Annotated in this window: 22 protein-coding genes; 14 read left to right on the top strand and 8 right to left on the bottom strand. The window is 33.6% G+C overall.

The features are described from left to right. The first annotated feature begins 25 nt into the window (after positions 1-25). On the top strand, positions 26-799 hold the full coding sequence (locus H5V42_RS14810) for a S1/P1 nuclease (RefSeq protein ID WP_185783957.1): 774 nt from the start codon (positions 26-28) through the stop codon (positions 797-799). A 6-nt stretch (positions 800-805) separates the two neighbouring features. Here the strand turns inward: H5V42_RS14810 and H5V42_RS14805 are convergent, their stop codons facing one another. From H5V42_RS14805 to H5V42_RS14795, 3 genes are read right to left on the bottom strand one after another with little or no spacing between them, the layout of a single operon-like run. Beyond that, positions 806-1,084, bottom strand: coding sequence for a TIGR03643 family protein (locus tag H5V42_RS14805; RefSeq protein WP_185783956.1), 279 nt, complete (start codon positions 1,082-1,084; stop codon positions 806-808). A gap of 53 nt (positions 1,085-1,137) precedes the next feature. Next, complete coding sequence (locus tag H5V42_RS14800; RefSeq protein ID WP_185783955.1) at positions 1,138-1,722, bottom strand: alpha-ketoglutarate-dependent dioxygenase AlkB family protein; 585 nt, start codon at positions 1,720-1,722, stop codon at positions 1,138-1,140. Then, positions 1,723-2,607 carry an AraC family transcriptional regulator gene (locus tag H5V42_RS14795; RefSeq protein ID WP_185783954.1) on the bottom strand — a complete coding sequence of 295 codons (885 nt, stop codon included), beginning with the start codon at positions 2,605-2,607 and terminating at the stop codon, positions 1,723-1,725. 211 nt (positions 2,608-2,818) lie between these two features. On the opposite strand from H5V42_RS14795, the gene H5V42_RS14790 reads away from it, so the two are divergent. Continuing rightward, complete coding sequence (locus H5V42_RS14790) at positions 2,819-3,187, top strand: hypothetical protein (protein WP_185783953.1); 369 nt, start codon at positions 2,819-2,821, stop codon at positions 3,185-3,187. A 60-nt stretch (positions 3,188-3,247) separates the two neighbouring features. On the opposite strand, the gene H5V42_RS14785 is transcribed toward H5V42_RS14790, so the two are convergent. The 4 genes from H5V42_RS14785 to htpG form a co-directional block, all read right to left on the bottom strand. Next, positions 3,248-3,880 carry an MOSC domain-containing protein gene (locus H5V42_RS14785; RefSeq protein WP_185783952.1) on the bottom strand — a complete coding sequence of 211 codons (633 nt, stop codon included), beginning with the start codon at positions 3,878-3,880 and terminating at the stop codon, positions 3,248-3,250. A 1-nt stretch (position 3,881) separates the two neighbouring features. Next, on the bottom strand, positions 3,882-4,241 hold the full coding sequence (locus H5V42_RS14780) for a DoxX family protein (RefSeq protein ID WP_185783951.1): 360 nt from the start codon (positions 4,239-4,241) through the stop codon (positions 3,882-3,884). A gap of 9 nt (positions 4,242-4,250) precedes the next feature. Next, positions 4,251-5,588, bottom strand: coding sequence for a hypothetical protein (locus tag H5V42_RS14775; RefSeq protein ID WP_185783950.1), 1,338 nt, complete (start codon positions 5,586-5,588; stop codon positions 4,251-4,253). Between the two features lie 118 nt (positions 5,589-5,706). Continuing rightward, the gene (htpG, locus tag H5V42_RS14770) at positions 5,707-7,590 is read right to left on the bottom strand and encodes a molecular chaperone HtpG (protein WP_185783949.1); all 1,884 of its coding nucleotides are present in this window, start codon (positions 7,588-7,590) and stop codon (positions 5,707-5,709) included. A 370-nt stretch (positions 7,591-7,960) separates the two neighbouring features. Here htpG and H5V42_RS14765 point away from each other — a divergent pair, with 370 nt between their 5' ends. The 4 genes from H5V42_RS14765 to H5V42_RS14750 all read left to right on the top strand — a co-directional run bounded on the left by H5V42_RS14765 (position 7,961) and on the right by H5V42_RS14750 (position 11,575). Continuing rightward, the gene (locus tag H5V42_RS14765) at positions 7,961-8,620 is read left to right on the top strand and encodes a TetR family transcriptional regulator C-terminal domain-containing protein (protein ID WP_185783948.1); all 660 of its coding nucleotides are present in this window, start codon (positions 7,961-7,963) and stop codon (positions 8,618-8,620) included. Between the two features lie 6 nt (positions 8,621-8,626). Further along, positions 8,627-9,937, top strand: coding sequence for an ABC1 kinase family protein (locus tag H5V42_RS14760; protein ID WP_185783947.1), 1,311 nt, complete (start codon positions 8,627-8,629; stop codon positions 9,935-9,937). Between the two features lie 73 nt (positions 9,938-10,010). Next, positions 10,011-11,018: a 3-oxoacyl-ACP synthase III family protein gene (locus tag H5V42_RS14755; protein ID WP_185783946.1), complete on the top strand. Its 1,008-nt coding sequence runs from the start codon at positions 10,011-10,013 to the stop codon at positions 11,016-11,018. Positions 11,019-11,209: 191 nt separating this feature from the next. Beyond that, positions 11,210-11,575: a CoA-binding protein gene (locus H5V42_RS14750; protein WP_185783945.1), complete on the top strand. Its 366-nt coding sequence runs from the start codon at positions 11,210-11,212 to the stop codon at positions 11,573-11,575. Here H5V42_RS14750 and H5V42_RS14745 read toward each other — a convergent pair. Then, positions 11,572-13,044, bottom strand: coding sequence for a sodium:solute symporter (locus H5V42_RS14745; protein WP_185783944.1), 1,473 nt, complete (start codon positions 13,042-13,044; stop codon positions 11,572-11,574). The genes H5V42_RS14750 and H5V42_RS14745 overlap by 4 nt on opposite strands. Positions 13,045-13,108: 64 nt before the next feature. Between H5V42_RS14745 and recR the strand changes: the two genes are divergently transcribed. From recR to rpmG, 8 genes are all read left to right on the top strand, one after another. Continuing rightward, positions 13,109-13,729, top strand: coding sequence for a recombination mediator RecR (gene recR / locus H5V42_RS14740; RefSeq protein ID WP_185783984.1), 621 nt, complete (start codon positions 13,109-13,111; stop codon positions 13,727-13,729). A gap of 80 nt (positions 13,730-13,809) precedes the next feature. Next, on the top strand, positions 13,810-15,195 hold the full coding sequence (locus H5V42_RS14735; protein WP_185783943.1) for a dihydrolipoamide acetyltransferase family protein: 1,386 nt from the start codon (positions 13,810-13,812) through the stop codon (positions 15,193-15,195). A 63-nt stretch (positions 15,196-15,258) separates the two neighbouring features. Beyond that, positions 15,259-16,035 (top strand): 3'-5' exonuclease, encoded by a 777-nt coding sequence (locus H5V42_RS14730; RefSeq protein ID WP_185783942.1) that lies wholly within the window; start codon positions 15,259-15,261, stop codon positions 16,033-16,035. A gap of 99 nt (positions 16,036-16,134) precedes the next feature. Then, complete coding sequence (locus H5V42_RS14725) at positions 16,135-16,746, top strand: fumarylacetoacetate hydrolase family protein (RefSeq protein ID WP_185783941.1); 612 nt, start codon at positions 16,135-16,137, stop codon at positions 16,744-16,746. Beyond that, positions 16,746-17,087 carry an Hpt domain-containing protein gene (locus tag H5V42_RS14720; protein WP_185783940.1) on the top strand — a complete coding sequence of 114 codons (342 nt, stop codon included), beginning with the start codon at positions 16,746-16,748 and terminating at the stop codon, positions 17,085-17,087. The genes H5V42_RS14725 and H5V42_RS14720 overlap by 1 nt, the downstream gene beginning before the upstream one ends. Before the next feature lie 65 nt (positions 17,088-17,152). After that, positions 17,153-18,400: a competence/damage-inducible protein A gene (locus H5V42_RS14715; RefSeq protein ID WP_185783939.1), complete on the top strand. Its 1,248-nt coding sequence runs from the start codon at positions 17,153-17,155 to the stop codon at positions 18,398-18,400. A 67-nt stretch (positions 18,401-18,467) separates the two neighbouring features. After that, complete coding sequence (rpmB, locus tag H5V42_RS14710; protein ID WP_185783938.1) at positions 18,468-18,704, top strand: 50S ribosomal protein L28; 237 nt, start codon at positions 18,468-18,470, stop codon at positions 18,702-18,704. Positions 18,705-18,715: 11 nt separating this feature from the next. After that, the gene (gene rpmG / locus H5V42_RS14705) at positions 18,716-18,898 is read left to right on the top strand and encodes a 50S ribosomal protein L33 (RefSeq protein ID WP_185783937.1); all 183 of its coding nucleotides are present in this window, start codon (positions 18,716-18,718) and stop codon (positions 18,896-18,898) included. The last annotated feature ends 3 nt before the right edge of the window (positions 18,899-18,901 follow it).

Here is an 18,901-nt window from a genome sequence, read left to right as displayed (position 1 = left end):
CTTACATTTGCCAAAATTTTTTTAAATGCGTTTTCTCATTATCGTTTTATTATTGTTTTCAATTTCTGCTAATGCTGCTGTGGTTTGGGGTAAAAAAGGTCATAGAGTTACTGGTTATATTGCAGAAAAACATCTTTCTAGAAAAGCTAAAAAAGCGATTAATGATTTATTAGATGGTCATAGCCTTGCCTTTGTGTCTACTTTTGCTGATGAAATTAAGGCTGACCGTACGTATAGCGAATTTTATTCTTGGCACTATGTAAACTATCCGTTAGGAGTTAATTATTTAGACGCAGAGAATATAGATGAGATGAATGTTGTAAGTGCTGTGAATAAATGTAAACAAGTACTTTTAGATGACAAAGCTTCTAGAGCAGACAAAGTTTTTTATTTAAAAATGTTAGTGCATTTTATAGGGGATTTACATCAGCCTTTACATGTCGGTAGAGGAGAGGATAAAGGTGGTAATGATATACAGGTACAATGGTTTAATGATGGTTCTAATATCCACAGGGTTTGGGATACGCAAATGATAGAGTCTTACGGAATGAGTTTTTATGAATTGGGTGAAGAACTTTTGCGCTCAACCAATAAAAGACAACGTAAGAAAATACAAGAAGGAACTCTTTACAATTGGGTAGACGAATCTCATGTACTTGCAGAAGAAATTTACAATAGTGTTACCATTGGTGAGGAATTAAAGTATCGCTACAGCTATACCAATAATCCCAGGTTGTTTGAGCAATTACAAAAAGGTGGTTTACGTTTAGCTAAGGTTTTAAACGATATTTTTTCTTGAAATGGTTCAGCGTTTAGAAACCTTATTGCCCGAAATATGGCGTTGACGCGAACATTTAAAACGGTCAATGCCGTTACCTCTTAATTTGCTGTGTTTGGTTTTTCTACCCTGTACACGCTTGCGCCACATTCTAAAACTACTAGGTTTCATTTCGCGGCGCATTATTTCAATAGTTTCTTGTTCTGAGATGCCAAATTGAAAAGTAATAGCTTCAAATGGCGTGCGGTCTTCCCAAGCCATTTCAATAATACGGTCGAGCTCTCGTTCAGAAAATTCTTTTTTCATAGCCTTACAAAGATAGTAGCTATGAATTAGTTAATAAAGGCAGTAGTATAGATTCAAACAATTCTTCTAAAAGTAAGATTGATACGTTCACCAATAAGCTTAGCGGTTTTAGCAATTTGGTGTTTGTAATGATGTTGTGTGGCACCAGTCATTAGCAATAAGCTACCATGTTCTAGAAGTATTTTAGCTTTGTAAGTTTTGTTGGTTTTATGTTTTAAATGAAAATACCGCGATGCTCCAAGACTTATACTGGCAATAGGTGGATTAATACCAAGTTCTTTTTCATCATCGGCATGCCAACCATTACTGTCTTTACCATCTCTATATAAATTAAGTAGGCAAGTTGTAAATTCTACAGTGGAGTATATTTTCAATTTTTCTGAAAGCTTTAGTAAAGGTGCAGAATATTCATTTGGATACATGGTTATATTGGAATACGAGTATGGCTTACCGTTATTACCATACAATGCGGTAAGCCGTGGTTGAGCGTATACTTTTCCAAAGATTTTTATATCATCTTGCTGCCAAGGAACTTCTTTTTTTAGCATTTCAAAAAAAGAGTCAGCTTCTATGGGTGATAGAAAATTGGGGTAATACGTTACTTCTGCATCTGGTAATGGTAGTGTTTTTAATTTCATTTAAACCGATGCAATTACATTTTTAAGTTGATTGCGATATTCTGACGGATTTTGTCCTGTAAAGTTTTTAAACGATTTGTTGAAATGAGAAAAGTTATTGAAACCACAAGCAAAACAAACCTCTGTTATACTCATATTTTGTTCTGCCAACAATTTTGAAGCATGTACAAGGCGATATTCATTTACAAATTGTGTAAACGTTTTATTGGTCATCTTTTTAAAGTATCTACAAAAAGAAGGTACCGTCATGCTTACTAAATTAGAAATCTCTTCTAAAGCAATAGGCTCAGTAAAATTGTCTCTAACATAATTAAAGACAACATTAATACGATCATTGTCTTTAACCTCGGTCTGTAAAGAAAAGCCTTCAGCATTAAGAACTGTGAATTCTTGAGAATTGGCAAGTTCATTTAGAATGTTGAGCATGGATATTAAGCGTTGAAAATCACTCTGATATTCCATGGTCTCCATTTTATCGCCAATTTTAGTTTTGGTTTTACCATGAAAAGAAATTCCACTTTTGGCTACTTCAAACAATTTTTGAATACCCTTCATTTCAGGAACATTGAAAAAATCTGGACCTAAAAAGTCCATTTTCATTTGAATAATAGTTTCTCTTTTGTTTCCTGTTTTTTTATCTGTAAAGCCACAATGCGGCAAATTTGAACCAATAAGCATTAGGTCGCCATCTCTAAAATAAGATACATGGCTACCAATCTGGCGCTTACCAGAACCCCCATTAACATATATTAATTCTAATTCTGGATGGTAATGCCAAAACTGAAAGTTATTCTTATTTACTTCATCAAATCTTTTGTAGGTGAAAGAATTACCAAATGTTGGTTCAATTGCTTCAAAAGATGGTTTTTGTTTTACTACTTCCATAACTTATATCTACTACAAAATTACAATGTCTAAAATGTAGATTCTATGCAAATTTAACCCAATTCTGTTCTATTTTGCGTATTAACAAAATGTTAAGAGTGTTTAAAGGTAAAATACCATAGAAATTGGCGAATTCTGTGGTAGAAATAGGTTGCTAAACGGCGGTATGTTTGTACTGTAATTTTTTTACAACTCTTAAAAACAAGAAGTTATGAAGACAATCGTTAGAAACACTTTGGTACTAGCAACATTATTAACTGCAATGGTTGCTCAAGCAAACAACTTTGGTGGAAAAGCTAAAGCACAGAACGAAGTAGAAAAAAACATCGTAGATATAAAAGTTGACCCAACTTTCAAAAGAAAAGGGAATAAGTTAATGATGAACCTTTTAAATCTTTCTGAAGGTAAAGTAATTTTAAAGGTTTTGGATAGCGAAGGCCGTATACTTTTCAACGAAGAGGTTGAAGGTAAAGTTGTGGTAGAAAAAGCTTTCAACTTTGTTAACGCAAAAAGAGATACCTACACAATTATTGTGGTAGATAGAAATGGTACTTATACTGAAACCATTGATATCTTCTAAGACAGTTTAGTTTAGTTTTATTCAGTTAGTTGGCCCCGGCATTTGTCGGGGTTTTCTTTTTTATAACCACTGTGCCATTTTGGTTCTTTTCTTTTGGGGTAAGGCGGTATGGCTAATTATCTTTTCTAAAATAGTTACATCTTTTTTTTGAGCATATAACTGCTGGTACATTTGAAGAGTGGTAACCTGGATTGTAGAAGGTTTCACCATCTGAAATTTATCACCTAGAGTAACTTTACCTTCTTCTAATACTCGTATATAAGTTCCTGGATGCGAATGGGCAATAAATTCTTTTAAAATTTTTTGTGTACCAAACTTAATACCTAGTTTGTAACATGGTTCTCTAGGTTGTGTAATTTCAATTAGTGCGGTACCCAATCTAAATATGTCTCCGATATTAAGTTTAGCTTCATTTAAACCTTCAATAGTTAAATTTTCTCCGAACATACCCCAGTCCCATTCTAAATGAGGATATTTCTCTTTCCAATACGGATAAACATCTGCAGAAAATAAATAACAGGCTTTAAATTCACCACCATGATATTTACGGTCGATTACCGTGTCATCTTTTACATCATTCTTTTTTAAATGTATAGATGCCTTGGTTGGTTTTTTGAAAATACCCGTTTGAATTGAATTACCTCTCCAAGTAACGGTTACTGGTTTTGCAATGTTTGTAGAGATTACCTTCATTTTAAAATTTTAGATACCATAATGCCCACCAGATTAAGAAAAACTGTAGCGGAATACGTAAAAGTAATATCCATTTGGGAACACCTGCTGATTCTTTCTCACCTTTTAACATATAAAAATGAACCAATAAAAAAATAACTAGCATGGCAGATATACCATAAATTGCTAGGTTTTTGGTAGCATTAAAAAGTAAACCAATGCCCAAAACAACTTCTGCAACTCCGCTCCAAAAAACGAGTTGCTTGTGTTTGGGTAGATACCTAGGCATAATGCGCAAATAGGCTTTAGGTTTTATAAAATGCATGATTCCTGCAAAACAGTACATTGCAGCCATTGCATATAAGTGCCAGGGATAATTCATTGTAGCTAATTAGTTTTTAAAATACCAAAACGGAATAACCATTGTACTTAGGGTATCAATTTTTTCTTTTTTCTTGCGAAGTTTACGCAATTTTAAGAGATGTTTGCCTTCTGAGAGACTATCTAGTTTTAGTACCGTTTCAAAACCAAAAACATCCTTTTTATTAGTGGTTAAAATAAATTCTCCGTCTTTGGTAGTAGAATCAATTTGAAACAGATACATGGTGTTAAATGTTTCTACATATTTTTTTCTTATACTATCTTTTTGCTTTATACTCTTAATTTTATCATCCCAGTTAGAAGAGAATTGAATATCAGAACTTAATCCTCTGCGGTCATTTTCTGGTTTAAGAGTTTCATCAAAAGCAAAAATACGGTCGTCTAATTCTTCTCTAAAGGGCATAAAAACTTGTAAATAATTGGTGGTAATAATTTTTGAAGGTATTACCAAATCTCCGGGAAAATCAGCCTCACTGGTCAACATATCCATATAATTTTCTTTGTTCGCAAATCTGCTATTGGAGTTCTTATCTTTTTCTAAATAATTAGAATTTCTATATTCAATTGAGGTCAAGAATAAAATAGCAACATAAATAGGTACTAACGCTAGTACCAAGCGTTTACCAAACTTGTTGTCTAGGAAATTATATACTAGAGGTCTATAGAGAAAAGACAGCGTTATAAAACTAAAAACCCAGTAAATAGGGAAATAGATTTTAGAGATCCACTGTTTTCGTTTTAAAAGATAGCCTTGGGTTGCAAAATCGATAAAAGTTAAAACCATACCTAGCAATAAAAAAATTGCTAGAACCGCGCCAATGTATTTAGAAATCCAATGAGGTAATTGTTCATTGTCAACGATTAGTGTGCCAAGTAAAACCATGGATATTATTACCATAGTTAAGGCTAATACATAGAATATTAGTAGAAAAGAAACAGCAAAGAGTATACTGCAATAATTCTCTAAGCTGGCAATGTACCTATCGAAAGAAACAATACGTTTTTCTAGGTAGTTTCTAAACTTTGGGGAATATTTTAAGGCTTCAAAATCAATATCACCAGAAATATATCGAAGTCCTAAAGCACCAATCCATAAACCTCTCAGGACTACATGTAGCAACAAATTAAATAGTAGAATAGAGCAAGCAGCAAGGGCTACAACGTAAACAACAAACTGATAAATTTGGTCGTTATTTTCTGCATTGTAAAGTTTTATTTCTAAGGGTTCATAAGCTGTAAACAAACCAAAAATGGCGAAACCCGAAATTATGAGCTCTAATTCCCAACTTTGCTGTTGAAGTGAATCTAGTAGTTTTTTAAAAGCTGGACTTTTATAGTCGTTGCTCATAGTTGGTTGGTTTAGAGGTATAAGTTAAAGAAATACAATAAAAAAACCGCTTTAAAATGATACTATACATTTTAAAGCGGTTTAAATTTTGCCATTTCTGCGTTAGCAGAAATGGAGCTTATTTAATCATATCGTAACTACGATTGATGAAATTAGTTAATGCCTCTCCTTTTAATAATCCTTTAGAAAGTCTTGCCAAGTCTAATGACTGGTTAATTAAGCGTTCACGCTTTTTAGCGGTTTTGGTATTTAAAATATCGTTCACCAATTCATGATTGGTATTTACTACCAAGTTGAACATATCTGGCATGTTACCCATACCAAACATACCACCACCAGTTTGCTGCATTTCTTTCATTCTACGCATAAATTCTGGCTCTGTTATAATAAAGGGCTGGGCTGAACTATCCATAGCTTCCATTTGTATGGTATAGCCTTTTTCACCAACAACTTTTTCAATCTCTTCTTTGACCTTGTCTTTTTCCTCGTCGGTCATTTTAGAGATTGAAGTGTCTTCCTTCTTAATTAAATTATCAACGTGGTCAGCATCTACACGTGCAAATGTTATATTCTCTTTAGCCGTTTCTAGCTTTTGTATTAAATGCGGTACAATAGGAGAATCTAACAACAGTACGGTATATTCTTTGGCCTTAGCGGCTTCAATATAACTGTGTTGTGCTTCTTTATCAGAGGCGTAAAGAACTACGGTTTTGTTGTCTTTATCTGTTTGACTGTCTTTAATTTTTTCAACCAATTCGTCAAAAGTATAGTAGTCACCGTCTATTGTAGGATAAAGCGCAAATTTTTCAGCCTTGTCAAAGAATTTATCTTCAGAAAGCATTCCGTATTCAATAACAACTTTAATATCATTCCACTTTTGTTCAAAGTCTTCACGATTATCTTTAAATAATGAGTTTAATTTATCGGCAACTTTTTTGGTGATGTAGCTTGAAATCTTTTTTACTGCACCATCTGCCTGTAAATAGGAACGTGAAACGTTTAGTGGAATATCTGGCGAATCAATAACACCTCTTAACATGGTTAAGAATTCTGGAACTATACCTTCAACATTATCGGTAACAAAAACTTGGTTTTGATATAGTTGAATTCTATCTTTTTGTACGTTTAAATCATTGGTAAGCTTTGGAAAGTATAAAATACCTGTTAAGTTAAACGGATAATCTACATTTAAATGTATATTAAACAAAGGCTCTTCAAACTGCATAGGATACAGTTCTCTGTAAAAACCAGCGTAATCTTCTTGAGTTAAATCTGTTGGTTTTTTAGTCCAAGCTGGGTTTGGATTGTTGATGATATCATCTACCTCTTGGGTTGGTGCTGGGTCTTCTTCTTTAGCACCTTCTGGTTTTGGTAAAGTCTCAGTTTTAGTACCAAACTTAATTGGTATTGGCATAAACTTGTTATACTTAGTCAACAGCTCTCTAATTCTACCTTCTTCTAAAAACTCTGTAGAATCTTCAGCAACATGTAACACAATTTCTGTACCTCTATCAGTTTTAGTTGCCTCTTTAAGTTCAAATTCTGGAGAGCCATCACAGCTCCAGTGAACTGCAGCTTCGTCTTTAAAGCTTTTGGTAATTATTTCAACCTTGTCTGCTACCATAAAGGCAGAGTAAAAACCTAAACCAAAGTGACCTATAATGCCAGCATCCTTACCGGCATCTTTATATTTATCTAAGAATTCTTCTGCACCAGAAAAAGCTACCTCATTAATATACTTCTTAACTTCTTCCTCTGTCATACCAATACCTTGGTCGATGATTCTAATTTGTTTAGCTTCTTTATCAACCTTAACTTCAATTCTAGGATTGCCATATTCTACCTTAGCTTCACCAATAGCAGTTAAGTGTTTTAATTTTAAGGTTGCATCTGTTGCGTTAGAAATTAACTCGCGTAAAAATATTTCATGATCGCTGTATAAAAACTTCTTTATCAGTGGAAAAATATTTTCGACTGATACATTTATTTTACCTGTAGCCATTTTCTTTTAATTTTTAAAATTTTGCTTTTTAATCGCTTTATATATGATTCCAACTCCTTTTTATCAAAAAAAATACCACTTGCCTAAAAGTGACAATCTGACACTATGGATTTATACCGATTAATTTTTAACAAACAATTATGTTTAATAATTTTTAAATAAGCTTAAACAAAAACTATATTTGTAAAGCAAACGGGATAAATTGCTATGATAAAGAGTTCCCCTTAAAAGTTTGTTTATTTATTGGTTAGGTTGTTGAAAGCGTATCTTATCTCAAAAGGTACGCTTTCTATTTTAAGGGTGTAGAATTGCATAATTTTTAACGTAAAAACTGTTTGTTTAATAGTAAATTTGACTAAACAAAATACCTATGGCAACAAAGGCAGCTACAAAAAAGATAGACAGTAATAAATTGATTGCACTTTACATGGATTATGTGCTTGAAAATGATGCTGAACCAAAATCTGTCTATAAATTCTGTAAAGACGTAAAAATTGACGAAAGTGATTTTTATAATTATTATGGTTCAATAGAAAGTATTAGAAAAGGTATTTGGGTGAAATTCTATGATAATACCTTTGAACTGCTTGATAAGAATAAAGAATACTTGTCTTTTACTAACAGAGACAAAATGTTAACCTTTTTCTTCACTTTTTTTGAGTTACTTACACAAAACAGAAGTTATGTGTTGTTTACGCTTCAAAATCAGAAAAACAAACTAGAAAGTTTAGAACAGTTAAAAGGACTACGTAAAAAGGTAAAAGAATTTTCTGGCGATTTAATTGAGCAGGCTAATGAGGAAAAAACGCTAAATATAACTAAGCAGAACAAAAGTTTGTTTTCTGAAGGTGCTTGGTTACAGTTACTCTTTCTACTTCGTTTTTGGTTAAATGATTCATCTGCTGGTTTCGAGGATACAGATGTAGCCATAGAAAAATCTGTTCGGACCATTTTTGATGTATTTGATAATTCAGTTTTAGAGAGCATCATTGATTTTGGAAAGTTTTTATATCAATCTAGTAAAGCATAGTTGCCAATGAAAACATTGGATAAAATACCAACAGGTAAGTTAGAAAGGGCGGGGAAATTAGTAACTACTGGTATAAAAATAGGAGGTAACTACGCAAAATACTACAGTAAGAAACTTGTTAATCCTGATTTAGACAAAGAAGAACTCAATCAAGATAATGCTACTGATATTTATGATGGCTTAAAAAGCTTAAAAGGCAGTGCGTTAAAAGTAGCGCAAATGCTAAGTATGGAAAAGAACTTGTTGCCACGGGCATATGTTGAGAAATTTTCGCTTTCTCAATTTTCTGTTCCACCATTATCAGCACCCTTAGTAAGAAAAACGTTTAAAAAGTATTTTGGAAAATATCCTGAAGAAATTTTTGACCAGTTTGATAGTAATTCTATAAACGCAGCAAGCATTGGCCAGGTTCACAAAGCTGAGAAAGATGGCAAAACACTTGCGGTTAAAATTCAGTATCCGGGAGTTGCGCAAAGTATAAGTAGCGATTTGGCTTTAGTAAAACCTATTGCCTTAAAAATGTTCAATTTACCAGCTAAGGATTCTGAAAAGTATTTTAAAGAAGTTGAACACAAACTAATTGAAGAAACTAATTATATTTTAGAATTAGAGCAAAGTAAAGAAATAACAAAAGCTTGCGCTAAAATTGAATTAATGCGTTTTCCTGGGTACTATCCTGAGTTATCAAGTGAACGTATAATTACTATGGATTGGATGCAGGGTCTTCATTTAGGAGAATTTGTAAAAACAGATTTTGACCCCAAAGTGGGTAATAAATTAGGGCAGGCGCTATGGAATTTTTACATGTATCAAATTCACGGACTTAAAAAAGTGCACGCAGACCCGCATCCAGGTAACTTTTTAGTAAGCGATGATGAGTATTTAATTGCCATAGATTTTGGGTGTATAAAACAAATTCCAGATGATTTTTACATCCCCTATTTTGAAATGGCAGACCAAAAATGCCTGCAAAATGAAGAGCTGTTTGAGCAAAAACTATTTGAATTAGAAATATTGACGCCAACAGATTCTTCAGAAGAACTACTTTTCTTCAAAAACCTATTCAAAGAAATGCTAAGCATATTTACTATGCCTTTTCATTATGAAAATTTTGATTTTGGGAATGAAGATTTTTGGGCTAAAATTGCAGATTTGAGTGAACGCTACTCCAAAGACCAGCAAATTCGAAAAATGAATAGTAATCGAGGTTCTAAACATTTTATTTATATGAACCGAACCTTTTTTGGTCTTTACAACCTATTGTATGACTTAAATGCTAAAGTTAAGGTTAATGATTATCAGCGTTTTCTGAAATAGAAATCCTTAAAAATTCAATTTTATTCAATTTTAGCGTAGGATATTTGTTAATTTACAAATTAAATAACGCACTATGTACAATTCTAAGATAACGGGATTAGGTTATTATGTTCCCGACCATGTTGTTACCAATGATGATTTATCCAAAGTAATGGATACTAATGATGAGTGGATTCAAGAGCGAACTGGTATTAAGGAAAGAAGACATGTAAATACAGAAGAGGAGACTACAACCTCAATGGGGGTTAAAGCAGCAAAAAAAGCTATAGAAAGAGCCGGTATTGATAAAAATGATATTGATTTTATTGTTTTTGCAACCCTTAGTCCAGACTATTATTTTCCAGGACCAGGGGTGTTGGTACAGAGAGATTTGGGTATTGACACTGTAGGTGCAATAGATGTTCGTAACCAATGCTCTGGTTTTGTTTATGGCATTTCTGTAGCTGACCAGTTTATTAAAACTGGCATGTATAAAAACGTTTTGGTTATTGGCTCAGAAGTACATAGTAGAGGATTAGATTTTACTACTAGAGGTAGAGGAGTTTCTGTAATTTTTGGTGATGGTGCAGGTGCAGCGGTTCTAAGTAGAGAAGAAGACACAAGTAAAGGTATCCTGTCTACACATTTACATTCAGAAGGGCAGCATGCTGAAGAATTATCTCTGATAGCACCTGGTATGGGTAAGCGTTGGGTTTCTGATATATTAAAGGATAACGACCCAAATGATGAGTCTTATTACCCCCATATGAACGGACAGTTTGTATTCAAAAACGCAGTAGTGCGTTTTAGCGAAGTAATTATGGAAGGATTACAAACAAACCAACTTCAGCCAACAGATATAGATATGTTAATTCCGCATCAGGCTAACTTGCGTATTTCTCAGTTTGTTCAAAAGAAATTTGGTCTTACTGATGACCAAGTATTTAATAATATTATGAAATATGGTAATACTACCGCTGCATCAATACCTATTGCATTAACAGAAGCATGGGAACAAGGAAAAATTAAAAAAGGTGATTTGGTAGTGCTTGCCGCTTTTGGTAGTGGGTTCACCTGGGGGAGCGCCATAATTAGGTGGTAGTTTAAAATACTAGTATAAGCTTTAAAAGAAACCCCAACGTGCGTTAGCAGTTGGGGTTATACATTGATAAGCTATACTAAACACTAACCATTAACTATAAAAAATACAGTCTTACCAATGATTGTATCTTAAAAGACGGCAAAAATCACAAAAAGTTACAGTTTGCGCCACTTATTTAACAACAAATTATAATGAACAGAACATTAGTTTTTGGAGCGTCACCCAATCCGAACCGTTATAGTAACATAGCAATCAATAAGTTACGTGACAACAACATTGATACTGTTGCATTCGGAACTAAGAATGAAATAGTTCGTGATGTACAAATTAAAACAAATTTAAATGAACTGCAAAATATTGACGTTGTAACGTTATATATGCGTTCTGAATTGCAAAAAAAATACTACAAAGAAATAATTGCCTTACAACCAAATAGCGTAATTTTTAATCCAGGTACAGAAAATCCTGAATTTTATAAGCTTCTACAAGAAAATAATATCAAAGTTCAGGTGGCTTGTACTTTAGTTTTATTAGCAACAAATCAATATAACGTTTAAACAACTGCTGCTTTTCTTTCCCTAATAAAATATAAACCTAAAAAAGTCAACAATCCGTTCAAGGGTAATAATTCATAACCCATTACATAGCCTCCTAAATACTCAGGGTTAATATTTGCAATCAATGCAATTAAAATTACAGAAAGCACCCCAACAATCCATACGTATTTATCCTTTATTTGGTGTTTTGTAAAAATGCCAAAAGCAAATAAACCTAATAATGGGCCATACGTGTAGCCAGCTACAATTAGTAAGCTGTCTATAACATTTCTACTTAAAATGTATTTAAATATTATAATCACAATAACAAGTAAAAAACTCATATAAATATGTACACGTTTGCGTGTTTTCTTCTGTTCATTTTGAGGTTTTTCTTCAACGTTTAAAAAGTCAACACAGAAAGAAGTTGTTAAAGAAGTTAAAGCACTATCAGCACTGCTATATGCTGCTGCAATTAGCCCTAACATAAACGTGATACTTAAAGTAAGACCTAAGTCACTATTTAAAGCAATTTCAGGAAAAAGTAAATCTGTTTTGGGTGCTCCATCCATCAACGGAATAGCAATCTGATTTTGACCAGCGTAAATAAAAAGTAGTGCTCCTAACAGTATAAATAAAAAGGTACTCAGAACTAGTACAAAACTAAATGACACCATATTTTTTTGGGCATCTTTTAAGTTTTTACAGGTCAGGTTTTTTTGCATCATATCTTGGTCTAAACCTGTCATGCAGATAGTGATAAACATGCCGCCAATAAAAGATTTTATAAAGTGGTTGCGAGCTCTAAAGTCATCGGTAACTAAAAAATTACTATACTTTTTTAGTTCATCAGACGCTAAGAATTCGCTAAAAGTCCAATCCAATTCTCGATTTATAAAAACAATAGAAAGAATTACTGCTAAAATCATAAATGTGGTTTGTAAAGTATCTGTCCAAACAATTGTTTTAATTCCACCTCTATTGGTATAAATCCAGATTAATACTATTGAAATGATAACGGTTATTTCAAACGGAATACCAAAATCATCGAAAACAAATTGCTGCAGTACTATTGCTACTAAGAATAAGCGAAAAGCTGCTCCAAGTACTCTTGAAACAAAAAAGAAAAATGCACCTGTTTTATGGCTGGTTGGACCAAAACGTTCTTTTAAGTATTCATAAATAGAAGTAAGGTTTAGTCGATAATAAATAGGTAAAAGAACAAAAGCCACAACAAAATAGCCAAATAGATACCCAATAACCACCTGCATATAGCTAAACTCAGAGGCTTCTACCCAACCTGGAACTGAGATAAAGGTAACTCCAGAAAGTGAAGCACCAACCATACCAAAAGCTACTAAATACCATGGAGACTGTTTGCCCGCTTTAAAAAAATCAGCATTAGTGTCGTTTTTACCAGTAAAATAAGAGATGGCAACGAGCACTAAAAAATAGGCAGCAATAAGAAATAGTATTTGAGTAGCAGTCATAAATTTGAAATAAAATGCAAAATACAAAATCCAATTTCCAGAAGATATATTGTAATTTTGAATGATGGATTTTTCGTCTAAATTTTTAGAAAATGCAGTGTACGAGGTTTCACAATTACCAGGCATTGGTAAGCGTACAGCTTTACGTTTAGTATTGCACTTACTTAAGCAGCCAGAAAGGCAAACAGAGGAGTTAACCAATGCGCTTAATTTATTGAGAACACAAGTGGTGTATTGCAAAAGCTGTCATAATATTTCTGATACAGAAGTCTGTGAAATATGTGCTAGCCCTAAACGGGATAAAAGCCTAGTTTGTGTAGTTGAAGATGTAAGAGATGTAATGGCTATTGAAAATACTTCTCAATATAAAGGCCTTTACCATGTATTAGGGGGTAAAATTTCTCCAATGGAAGGTGTTGGGCCTCAAGATTTAACTATTGGTTCTTTAGTAAGAAAAGTAAAAGAAGGAGAGGTTTCTGAACTCATTTTTGCTTTGAGTTCTACGATGGAAGGTGATACCACTAATTTTTACATCTATAAACAATTAGAAGGTTTAGCTGTTAAAACTTCAACAATTGCTCGGGGTATTGCTGTGGGTGATGAGTTAGAATATGCAGATGAAGTTACCTTGGGTCGAAGTATTTTAAATCGTGTGCCTTTCGAAAATTCAATAAAAGCAAATTAATTGCGTTAAAATCATTAAAACGATGCTTAAAATGCTATTTTTGCAAAAAACATACTCCAAACAACAAGTAATTTAAGAATATGTCAAAATTCGAATTAAAATTGCCTCAAATGGGTGAGAGTGTTGCTGAGGCAACATTAACTACTTGGTTAAAAGAAGTTGGTGACACCATTGAAATGGACGAAGCTGTCTTTGAGATTGCCACAGATAAAGTGGATTCTGAAGTTCCAAGTGAGGTTGAAGGCAAGCTAGTTGAAAAAAGATTTGATGTTGATGATGTTATTCAAGTTGGAGAAGTTGTTGCTATCATAGAAATTGAAGGTGAGGATTCCGGTTCATCCACTACTGAACAAGAGCCAGGGAAAGAGTCAGTTGAAGAAGAAAAAGAAGTGGTAGAAAATAACGCGGTTGAATTAGAACAACAGATAGAAACGGTAGCTTCATCAGTTACTAATTCTCAACAAGATTTTTCTGAGACAAAGCGTTTTTACTCTCCTTTGGTGAAAAATATTGCTAAAGAAGAAGGGGTTTCAGTCTCTGAATTAGAAAATATACAAGGCTCTGGCTTGGAAGGTAGGGTTACTAAAAATGATATTCTTTCTTATGTTGAACATAGAGGGCAAGCCACAACATCGAAAGAAACTACCCAAAATACAAAGGCAGAAGAACCATCTGCGATAAAAAATAACGAGATTGCTGCTATAGAAAAGAATAAAGTTCAAGCTGCTTCCAGTCAATCTTCTGTGACTATTAAAGAAGGAGACGAGATTATTCCACTATCAAGAATGGGTAAGTTAATTGCCAAGCATATGATTGATAGTATTTCTACCGCTGCTCATGTACAAAGTTTTGTTGAGGTAGACGTAACCAACTTAGTTAATTGGCGAAACAAGGTTAAAAAGAAGTTTGAAGAACGAGAAGGTGAAAAGTTAACCTTTACACCAATTTTTATGGAGACTATAGCCCTAGCGCTTAAAAAGTTTCCGTTAATGAATATTTCTCTTGAGGGTGATAGTGTCATCAAGAAAAAGAATATTAATCTAGGTATGGCCGCAGCGTTGCCAGATGGTAATTTAATAGTGCCTGTAATTAAAAATGCAGACCAATTAAACTTAGTTGGCATGGCTAAAAAGGTTAATGATTTGGCCAATAGAGCCCGTAAAAATGAGCTTAAACCAGATGAGGTAAAAGATGGCACATATACTGTAACTAATGTTGGAACTTTTGGTAGTGTTTTTGGCACACCAATTATTAATCAGCCTCAAGTAGGTATTTTAGCTCTTGGAGCTATACGCAAACTACCCGCGGTTATTGAAACTCCTGATGGAGATTTTGTTGGTGTTCGCAGTAAAATGTATTTATCACATAGTTATGACCACCGCGTAGTTAACGGTGCTTTGGGCGGTATGTTTGTGAAAACCGTGGCTGATTATTTAGAGGATTGGGATATTAATAGAGAAATATAGCCCTGTTTAGTGGGCGAACCAATTTGCAATTTTTACTTTTGCCAAAATTCGTCCCCACAAACTATGGAGTTAAAACTTACGAAACCTATTTGCTTTTTCGATTTAGAAACCACAGGTACTAATGTGGCTAAAGATAGAATTGTTGAAATAGCTATTTTAAAGGTCTATCCTAACGGTAATAAGGAAAGTAAAACTTGGCTGGTGAATCCTGAAATGGAAATACCTGCTGAGGTTATTGCAGTTCATGGTATTACTAATGAAAAAGTTGCTAATGAACCAACATTTAAACAATTATCTAAAGAGATTTACAGTCTTATTAAGGATAGTGATTTAGCGGGCTTTAACTCTGACCGATTTGACATACCGTTATTGGCAGAAGAAATGCTGAGGGCGGATGTTGATTTTGATATGAAATCAATGGTTTCTGTTGATGTTCAAACAATTTTCCATAAAATGGAAAAGAGGACTCTTGGTGCGGCCTATAAGTTTTATTGCGATAAAGATTTGACAGACGCCCATAGTGCAGCAGCAGATACAAATGCTACCTACGAAGTGTTGAAAGCGCAATTAGACCGTTATCCAGAATTGGAAAACAATGTGAAAAAACTGTCAGAATTTACAACAAGAAAACAATCGCTAGATTTTGCTGGTTTTATTGCCAAAAACAAACAGGGAGAACCGGTATTTACTTTTGGTAAGCACAAAGGAAAGCTAGTTAACGAAGTGCTTGATAACGAACCAGGTTATTTTGGATGGATATTAAATGCGGATTTTCCGTTATACACCAAAAAGGTTCTTACTCAGCTTAAGCTTTCAAAATTTAATAATAAGCTGTCATAAACCTTTGTTAAACAACTTGCGGTCACAAAAATCATTGAGAATTTTGTGTGCAATTTTACCCTAACTGTCAGAAATTATTTAATTAAAAATTCTTAATAAATGAAACTCATTTGTATAGGAAGAAACTATGCTGCCCATATAGAAGAGCTTGCAAACGAAAAGCCCAAAGAACCTGTAGTTTTTATTAAGCCAGACTCGGCCATTCTTCCTAAAGAACAGGATTTTTACATTCCAGAATTCTCCAATGAAGTGCATTATGAAGTGGAATTATTGGTAAAAATTCATAAAGTAGGTAAGCATATAGACCAAAAGTTTGCACATAAATACTATAATGAAATTAGTTTAGGAATAGATTTTACAGCAAGAGACATACAAAGCGAATTGAAATCCAAAGGGTTACCATGGGAAAAGGCTAAAGGTTTTGATGGTGCAGCTGTAATTGGTAAGTGGGTGCATAAGGATAATTTCAAAAATTTACATAAATTAGGGTTTTCATTGTTAAAAAATGGGGATTTTGTACAAAACGGAAACACAGAAATGATGTTGTGGAAAATAGATGAGCTTATAGCATATGTTTCACAATACTTTATGTTGAAGAAAGGTGATATTATTTTCACAGGAACACCCGCAGGTGTTGGAAAAGTTTCGCCGAATGACTACCTTGAAGGAAAGATAGAAGATGAAAGTTTTTTTTCAATTAATGTAAGATAATGATATATAGTCTCGATAAGATTAATGAGATGGCTGAGGGGGATGAAGACTTTGTTCGTTCAGTGATTTCGGTTTTTTTAGAAGAAGTACCAGAAGACCTAAAAAGTCTTGAACAAGCAATTGCTGAAAAGGAATATGTTCAAATTTACAAGTTAGCCCATAAGATTAAGCCGAATGTAGACTTAATGGGTATGGAAGAAACCAGAGCTGCTGCTCTAGAGATTGAAACGCTAGGAAAAAATTCGGCCAATATGGATAAAATTGAATCTAAGTTCCCCCAACTTAAGAAAGATATTTTGCAGGTGATTACTGAACTGCAAAACGACTTTCAATTTCAATAACCACGTATTGGCCTATTTTTCCTGTTTTTAATTTAGACCTTTAAAATAATTCAAATTACTTTTTAATGCAAGCAGAAATCATCACTATAGGTGATGAAATACTTATTGGGCAAATTATAGATACCAACTCTGCCTATATGGGGCAAGAATTAAATAAGGTAGGTATTAGTGTTTATCAAATATCTTCTATCCAAGATGAGGAATCACAAATACGAGACGCTCTAGAAACAGCGAACACAAGAAGTCAGTTAGTTATTATTACCGGTGGGCTGGGACCCACAAAAGATGATGTAACCAAACGCGTAATCTGCGATTTTTTTGACGACAGTTTGGTAAAGAATGAAAAGGTTTTAGCGCATATTGAACTGCTATTCAAAAAATACATAAACGTTCCTATTTCAGAAATGAATAGGCAACAGGCTTTGGTTCCTTCTAAAGCTACAATACTGCACAATAGTTTTGGTACAGCACCCGGTTTATGGTTAGAAAAGAATGGTTCTGTTTTTGTTTTTATGCCAGGAGTACCTTATGAGATGAAAGGGTTGATGACTAAAGAAGTCATACCTAGAGTTTTAGACACTTTTAAAAGACCATTTATCATTCATAGAACCATATTAACCTATGGTTGGGGAGAAAGCACCATTGCAAATACTATTGAAGATTGGGAAAATAATTTGCCTGAACCACTAAAATTGGCCTACTTACCAAGTTTAGGTAAAGTTAGATTACGTATTTCTGGTAAAAGTTTTGACAAAAAAACGTTAACATCTGAAATAGAAAAACAGGTTAAAAAGTTATATCCTCTAATAGGTGACATTATATATGGTGAAGAAGATGAAAATACAATTGAAGAAGTTATAGGAAAACTGTTGACTCAAAAGCAATTTACATTAGCAACTGCAGAAAGCTTTACCGGTGGTAAAATTGCAGAACAATTAACTGCTGTGCCTGGCGCATCTAATTACTTTAAAGGAGCAGTGGTTAGTTACGCAACAGAAACCAAAATAAAACTTCTTGGTGTTGATGAGGATTTAATTGCAAAGCACTCTGTTGTGAGTGAAGAAGTGGCAGTAGCTATGGCTAAAAATGTAAAAGAAATTATAGGAACAGACTTTGCTATTGCTACCACAGGAAACGCAGGACCATCTAAAGGAGATTCAGATGTTGAAGTAGGTACTGTTTTTATTGCTATTAGTACACCAGAGCGAACTTTTGCTCAGGAATTTAAAATGGGTAAGCCTCGAGAACGTGTGGTTAGAAAGTCTGTAAACAAGGCTTTTGAAATTTTATATAAAGAAATTTCAAATTTCTGACTTTTAGTTTTGCCTGTCTCCGATATTTATCTAAATTTGCACTCGCTAAAAATTTAAGCACAACACCATGTCGAAGATTTGTGATGTTACAGGTAAAAAGGTAATGTTTGGTAATAACGTTTCCTTTTCTATTAATAAAACTAGAAGAAGGTTCGATGCCAATATCTTCAAAAAGAAATTTTATGTTCCAGAAGAAGATAAATGGGTAACGTTAACGGTATCTAGTAAGGGTATTAAAATAATCAATAAGAAAGGTATTTCTGCCGTTCTTAAAGAGATGCGTGCCAACGGTGCAGCTATTTAAATTGAGTTAAGATGGCAAAGAAAGGAAACAGAATTCAAGTTATTTTAGAATGTACAGAGCATAAAGATTCTGGTATGCCAGGTACATCTCGTTACATTACTACAAAAAATAAAAAGAACACTCCAGATAGAATGGAACTTAAAAAGTTCAACCCTATCTTAAAGAAAATGACTGTTCACAAAGAAATTAAATAATAA

This window comes from Croceivirga lutea (genome assembly GCF_014235875.1).
GTDB lineage: Bacteria > Bacteroidota > Bacteroidia > Flavobacteriales > Flavobacteriaceae > Croceivirga > Croceivirga lutea.
The sequence above is the reverse complement of the archived record's forward strand: the minus strand, read 5'-3'. Positions and strand labels throughout refer to the sequence as shown.

Excerpts from the sequence above, each read along its gene's own strand:
- H5V42_RS14765 (WP_185783948.1), top strand. The coding sequence starts at position 7,961 with ATGGCAACAAAGGCAGCTACAAAAAAGATAGACAGTAATAAATTGATT.
- H5V42_RS14750 (WP_185783945.1), top strand. The coding sequence starts at position 11,210 with ATGAACAGAACATTAGTTTTTGGAGCGTCACCCAATCCGAACCGTTAT.
- H5V42_RS14730 (WP_185783942.1), top strand. The coding sequence starts at position 15,259 with ATGGAGTTAAAACTTACGAAACCTATTTGCTTTTTCGATTTAGAAACC.
- H5V42_RS14780 (WP_185783951.1), bottom strand. The coding sequence starts at position 4,241 with ATGAATTATCCCTGGCACTTATATGCAATGGCTGCAATGTACTGTTTT.
- H5V42_RS14790 (WP_185783953.1), top strand. The coding sequence starts at position 2,819 with ATGAAGACAATCGTTAGAAACACTTTGGTACTAGCAACATTATTAACT.
- H5V42_RS14775 (WP_185783950.1), bottom strand. The coding sequence starts at position 5,588 with ATGAGCAACGACTATAAAAGTCCAGCTTTTAAAAAACTACTAGATTCA.
- recR (WP_185783984.1), top strand. The coding sequence starts at position 13,109 with ATGGATTTTTCGTCTAAATTTTTAGAAAATGCAGTGTACGAGGTTTCA.
- H5V42_RS14810 (WP_185783957.1), top strand. The coding sequence starts at position 26 with ATGCGTTTTCTCATTATCGTTTTATTATTGTTTTCAATTTCTGCTAAT.
- H5V42_RS14745 (WP_185783944.1), bottom strand. The coding sequence starts at position 13,044 with ATGACTGCTACTCAAATACTATTTCTTATTGCTGCCTATTTTTTAGTG.
- H5V42_RS14735 (WP_185783943.1), top strand. The coding sequence starts at position 13,810 with ATGTCAAAATTCGAATTAAAATTGCCTCAAATGGGTGAGAGTGTTGCT.
- rpmG (WP_185783937.1), top strand. The coding sequence starts at position 18,716 with ATGGCAAAGAAAGGAAACAGAATTCAAGTTATTTTAGAATGTACAGAG.
- H5V42_RS14800 (WP_185783955.1), bottom strand. The coding sequence starts at position 1,722 with ATGAAATTAAAAACACTACCATTACCAGATGCAGAAGTAACGTATTAC.
- H5V42_RS14755 (WP_185783946.1), top strand. The coding sequence starts at position 10,011 with ATGTACAATTCTAAGATAACGGGATTAGGTTATTATGTTCCCGACCAT.
- H5V42_RS14760 (WP_185783947.1), top strand. The coding sequence starts at position 8,627 with ATGAAAACATTGGATAAAATACCAACAGGTAAGTTAGAAAGGGCGGGG.
- H5V42_RS14725 (WP_185783941.1), top strand. The coding sequence starts at position 16,135 with ATGAAACTCATTTGTATAGGAAGAAACTATGCTGCCCATATAGAAGAG.
- H5V42_RS14795 (WP_185783954.1), bottom strand. The coding sequence starts at position 2,607 with ATGGAAGTAGTAAAACAAAAACCATCTTTTGAAGCAATTGAACCAACA.
- H5V42_RS14785 (WP_185783952.1), bottom strand. The coding sequence starts at position 3,880 with ATGAAGGTAATCTCTACAAACATTGCAAAACCAGTAACCGTTACTTGG.
- htpG (WP_185783949.1), bottom strand. The coding sequence starts at position 7,590 with ATGGCTACAGGTAAAATAAATGTATCAGTCGAAAATATTTTTCCACTG.
- H5V42_RS14715 (WP_185783939.1), top strand. The coding sequence starts at position 17,153 with ATGCAAGCAGAAATCATCACTATAGGTGATGAAATACTTATTGGGCAA.
- rpmB (WP_185783938.1), top strand. The coding sequence starts at position 18,468 with ATGTCGAAGATTTGTGATGTTACAGGTAAAAAGGTAATGTTTGGTAAT.
- H5V42_RS14805 (WP_185783956.1), bottom strand. The coding sequence starts at position 1,084 with ATGAAAAAAGAATTTTCTGAACGAGAGCTCGACCGTATTATTGAAATG.
- H5V42_RS14720 (WP_185783940.1), top strand. The coding sequence starts at position 16,746 with ATGATATATAGTCTCGATAAGATTAATGAGATGGCTGAGGGGGATGAA.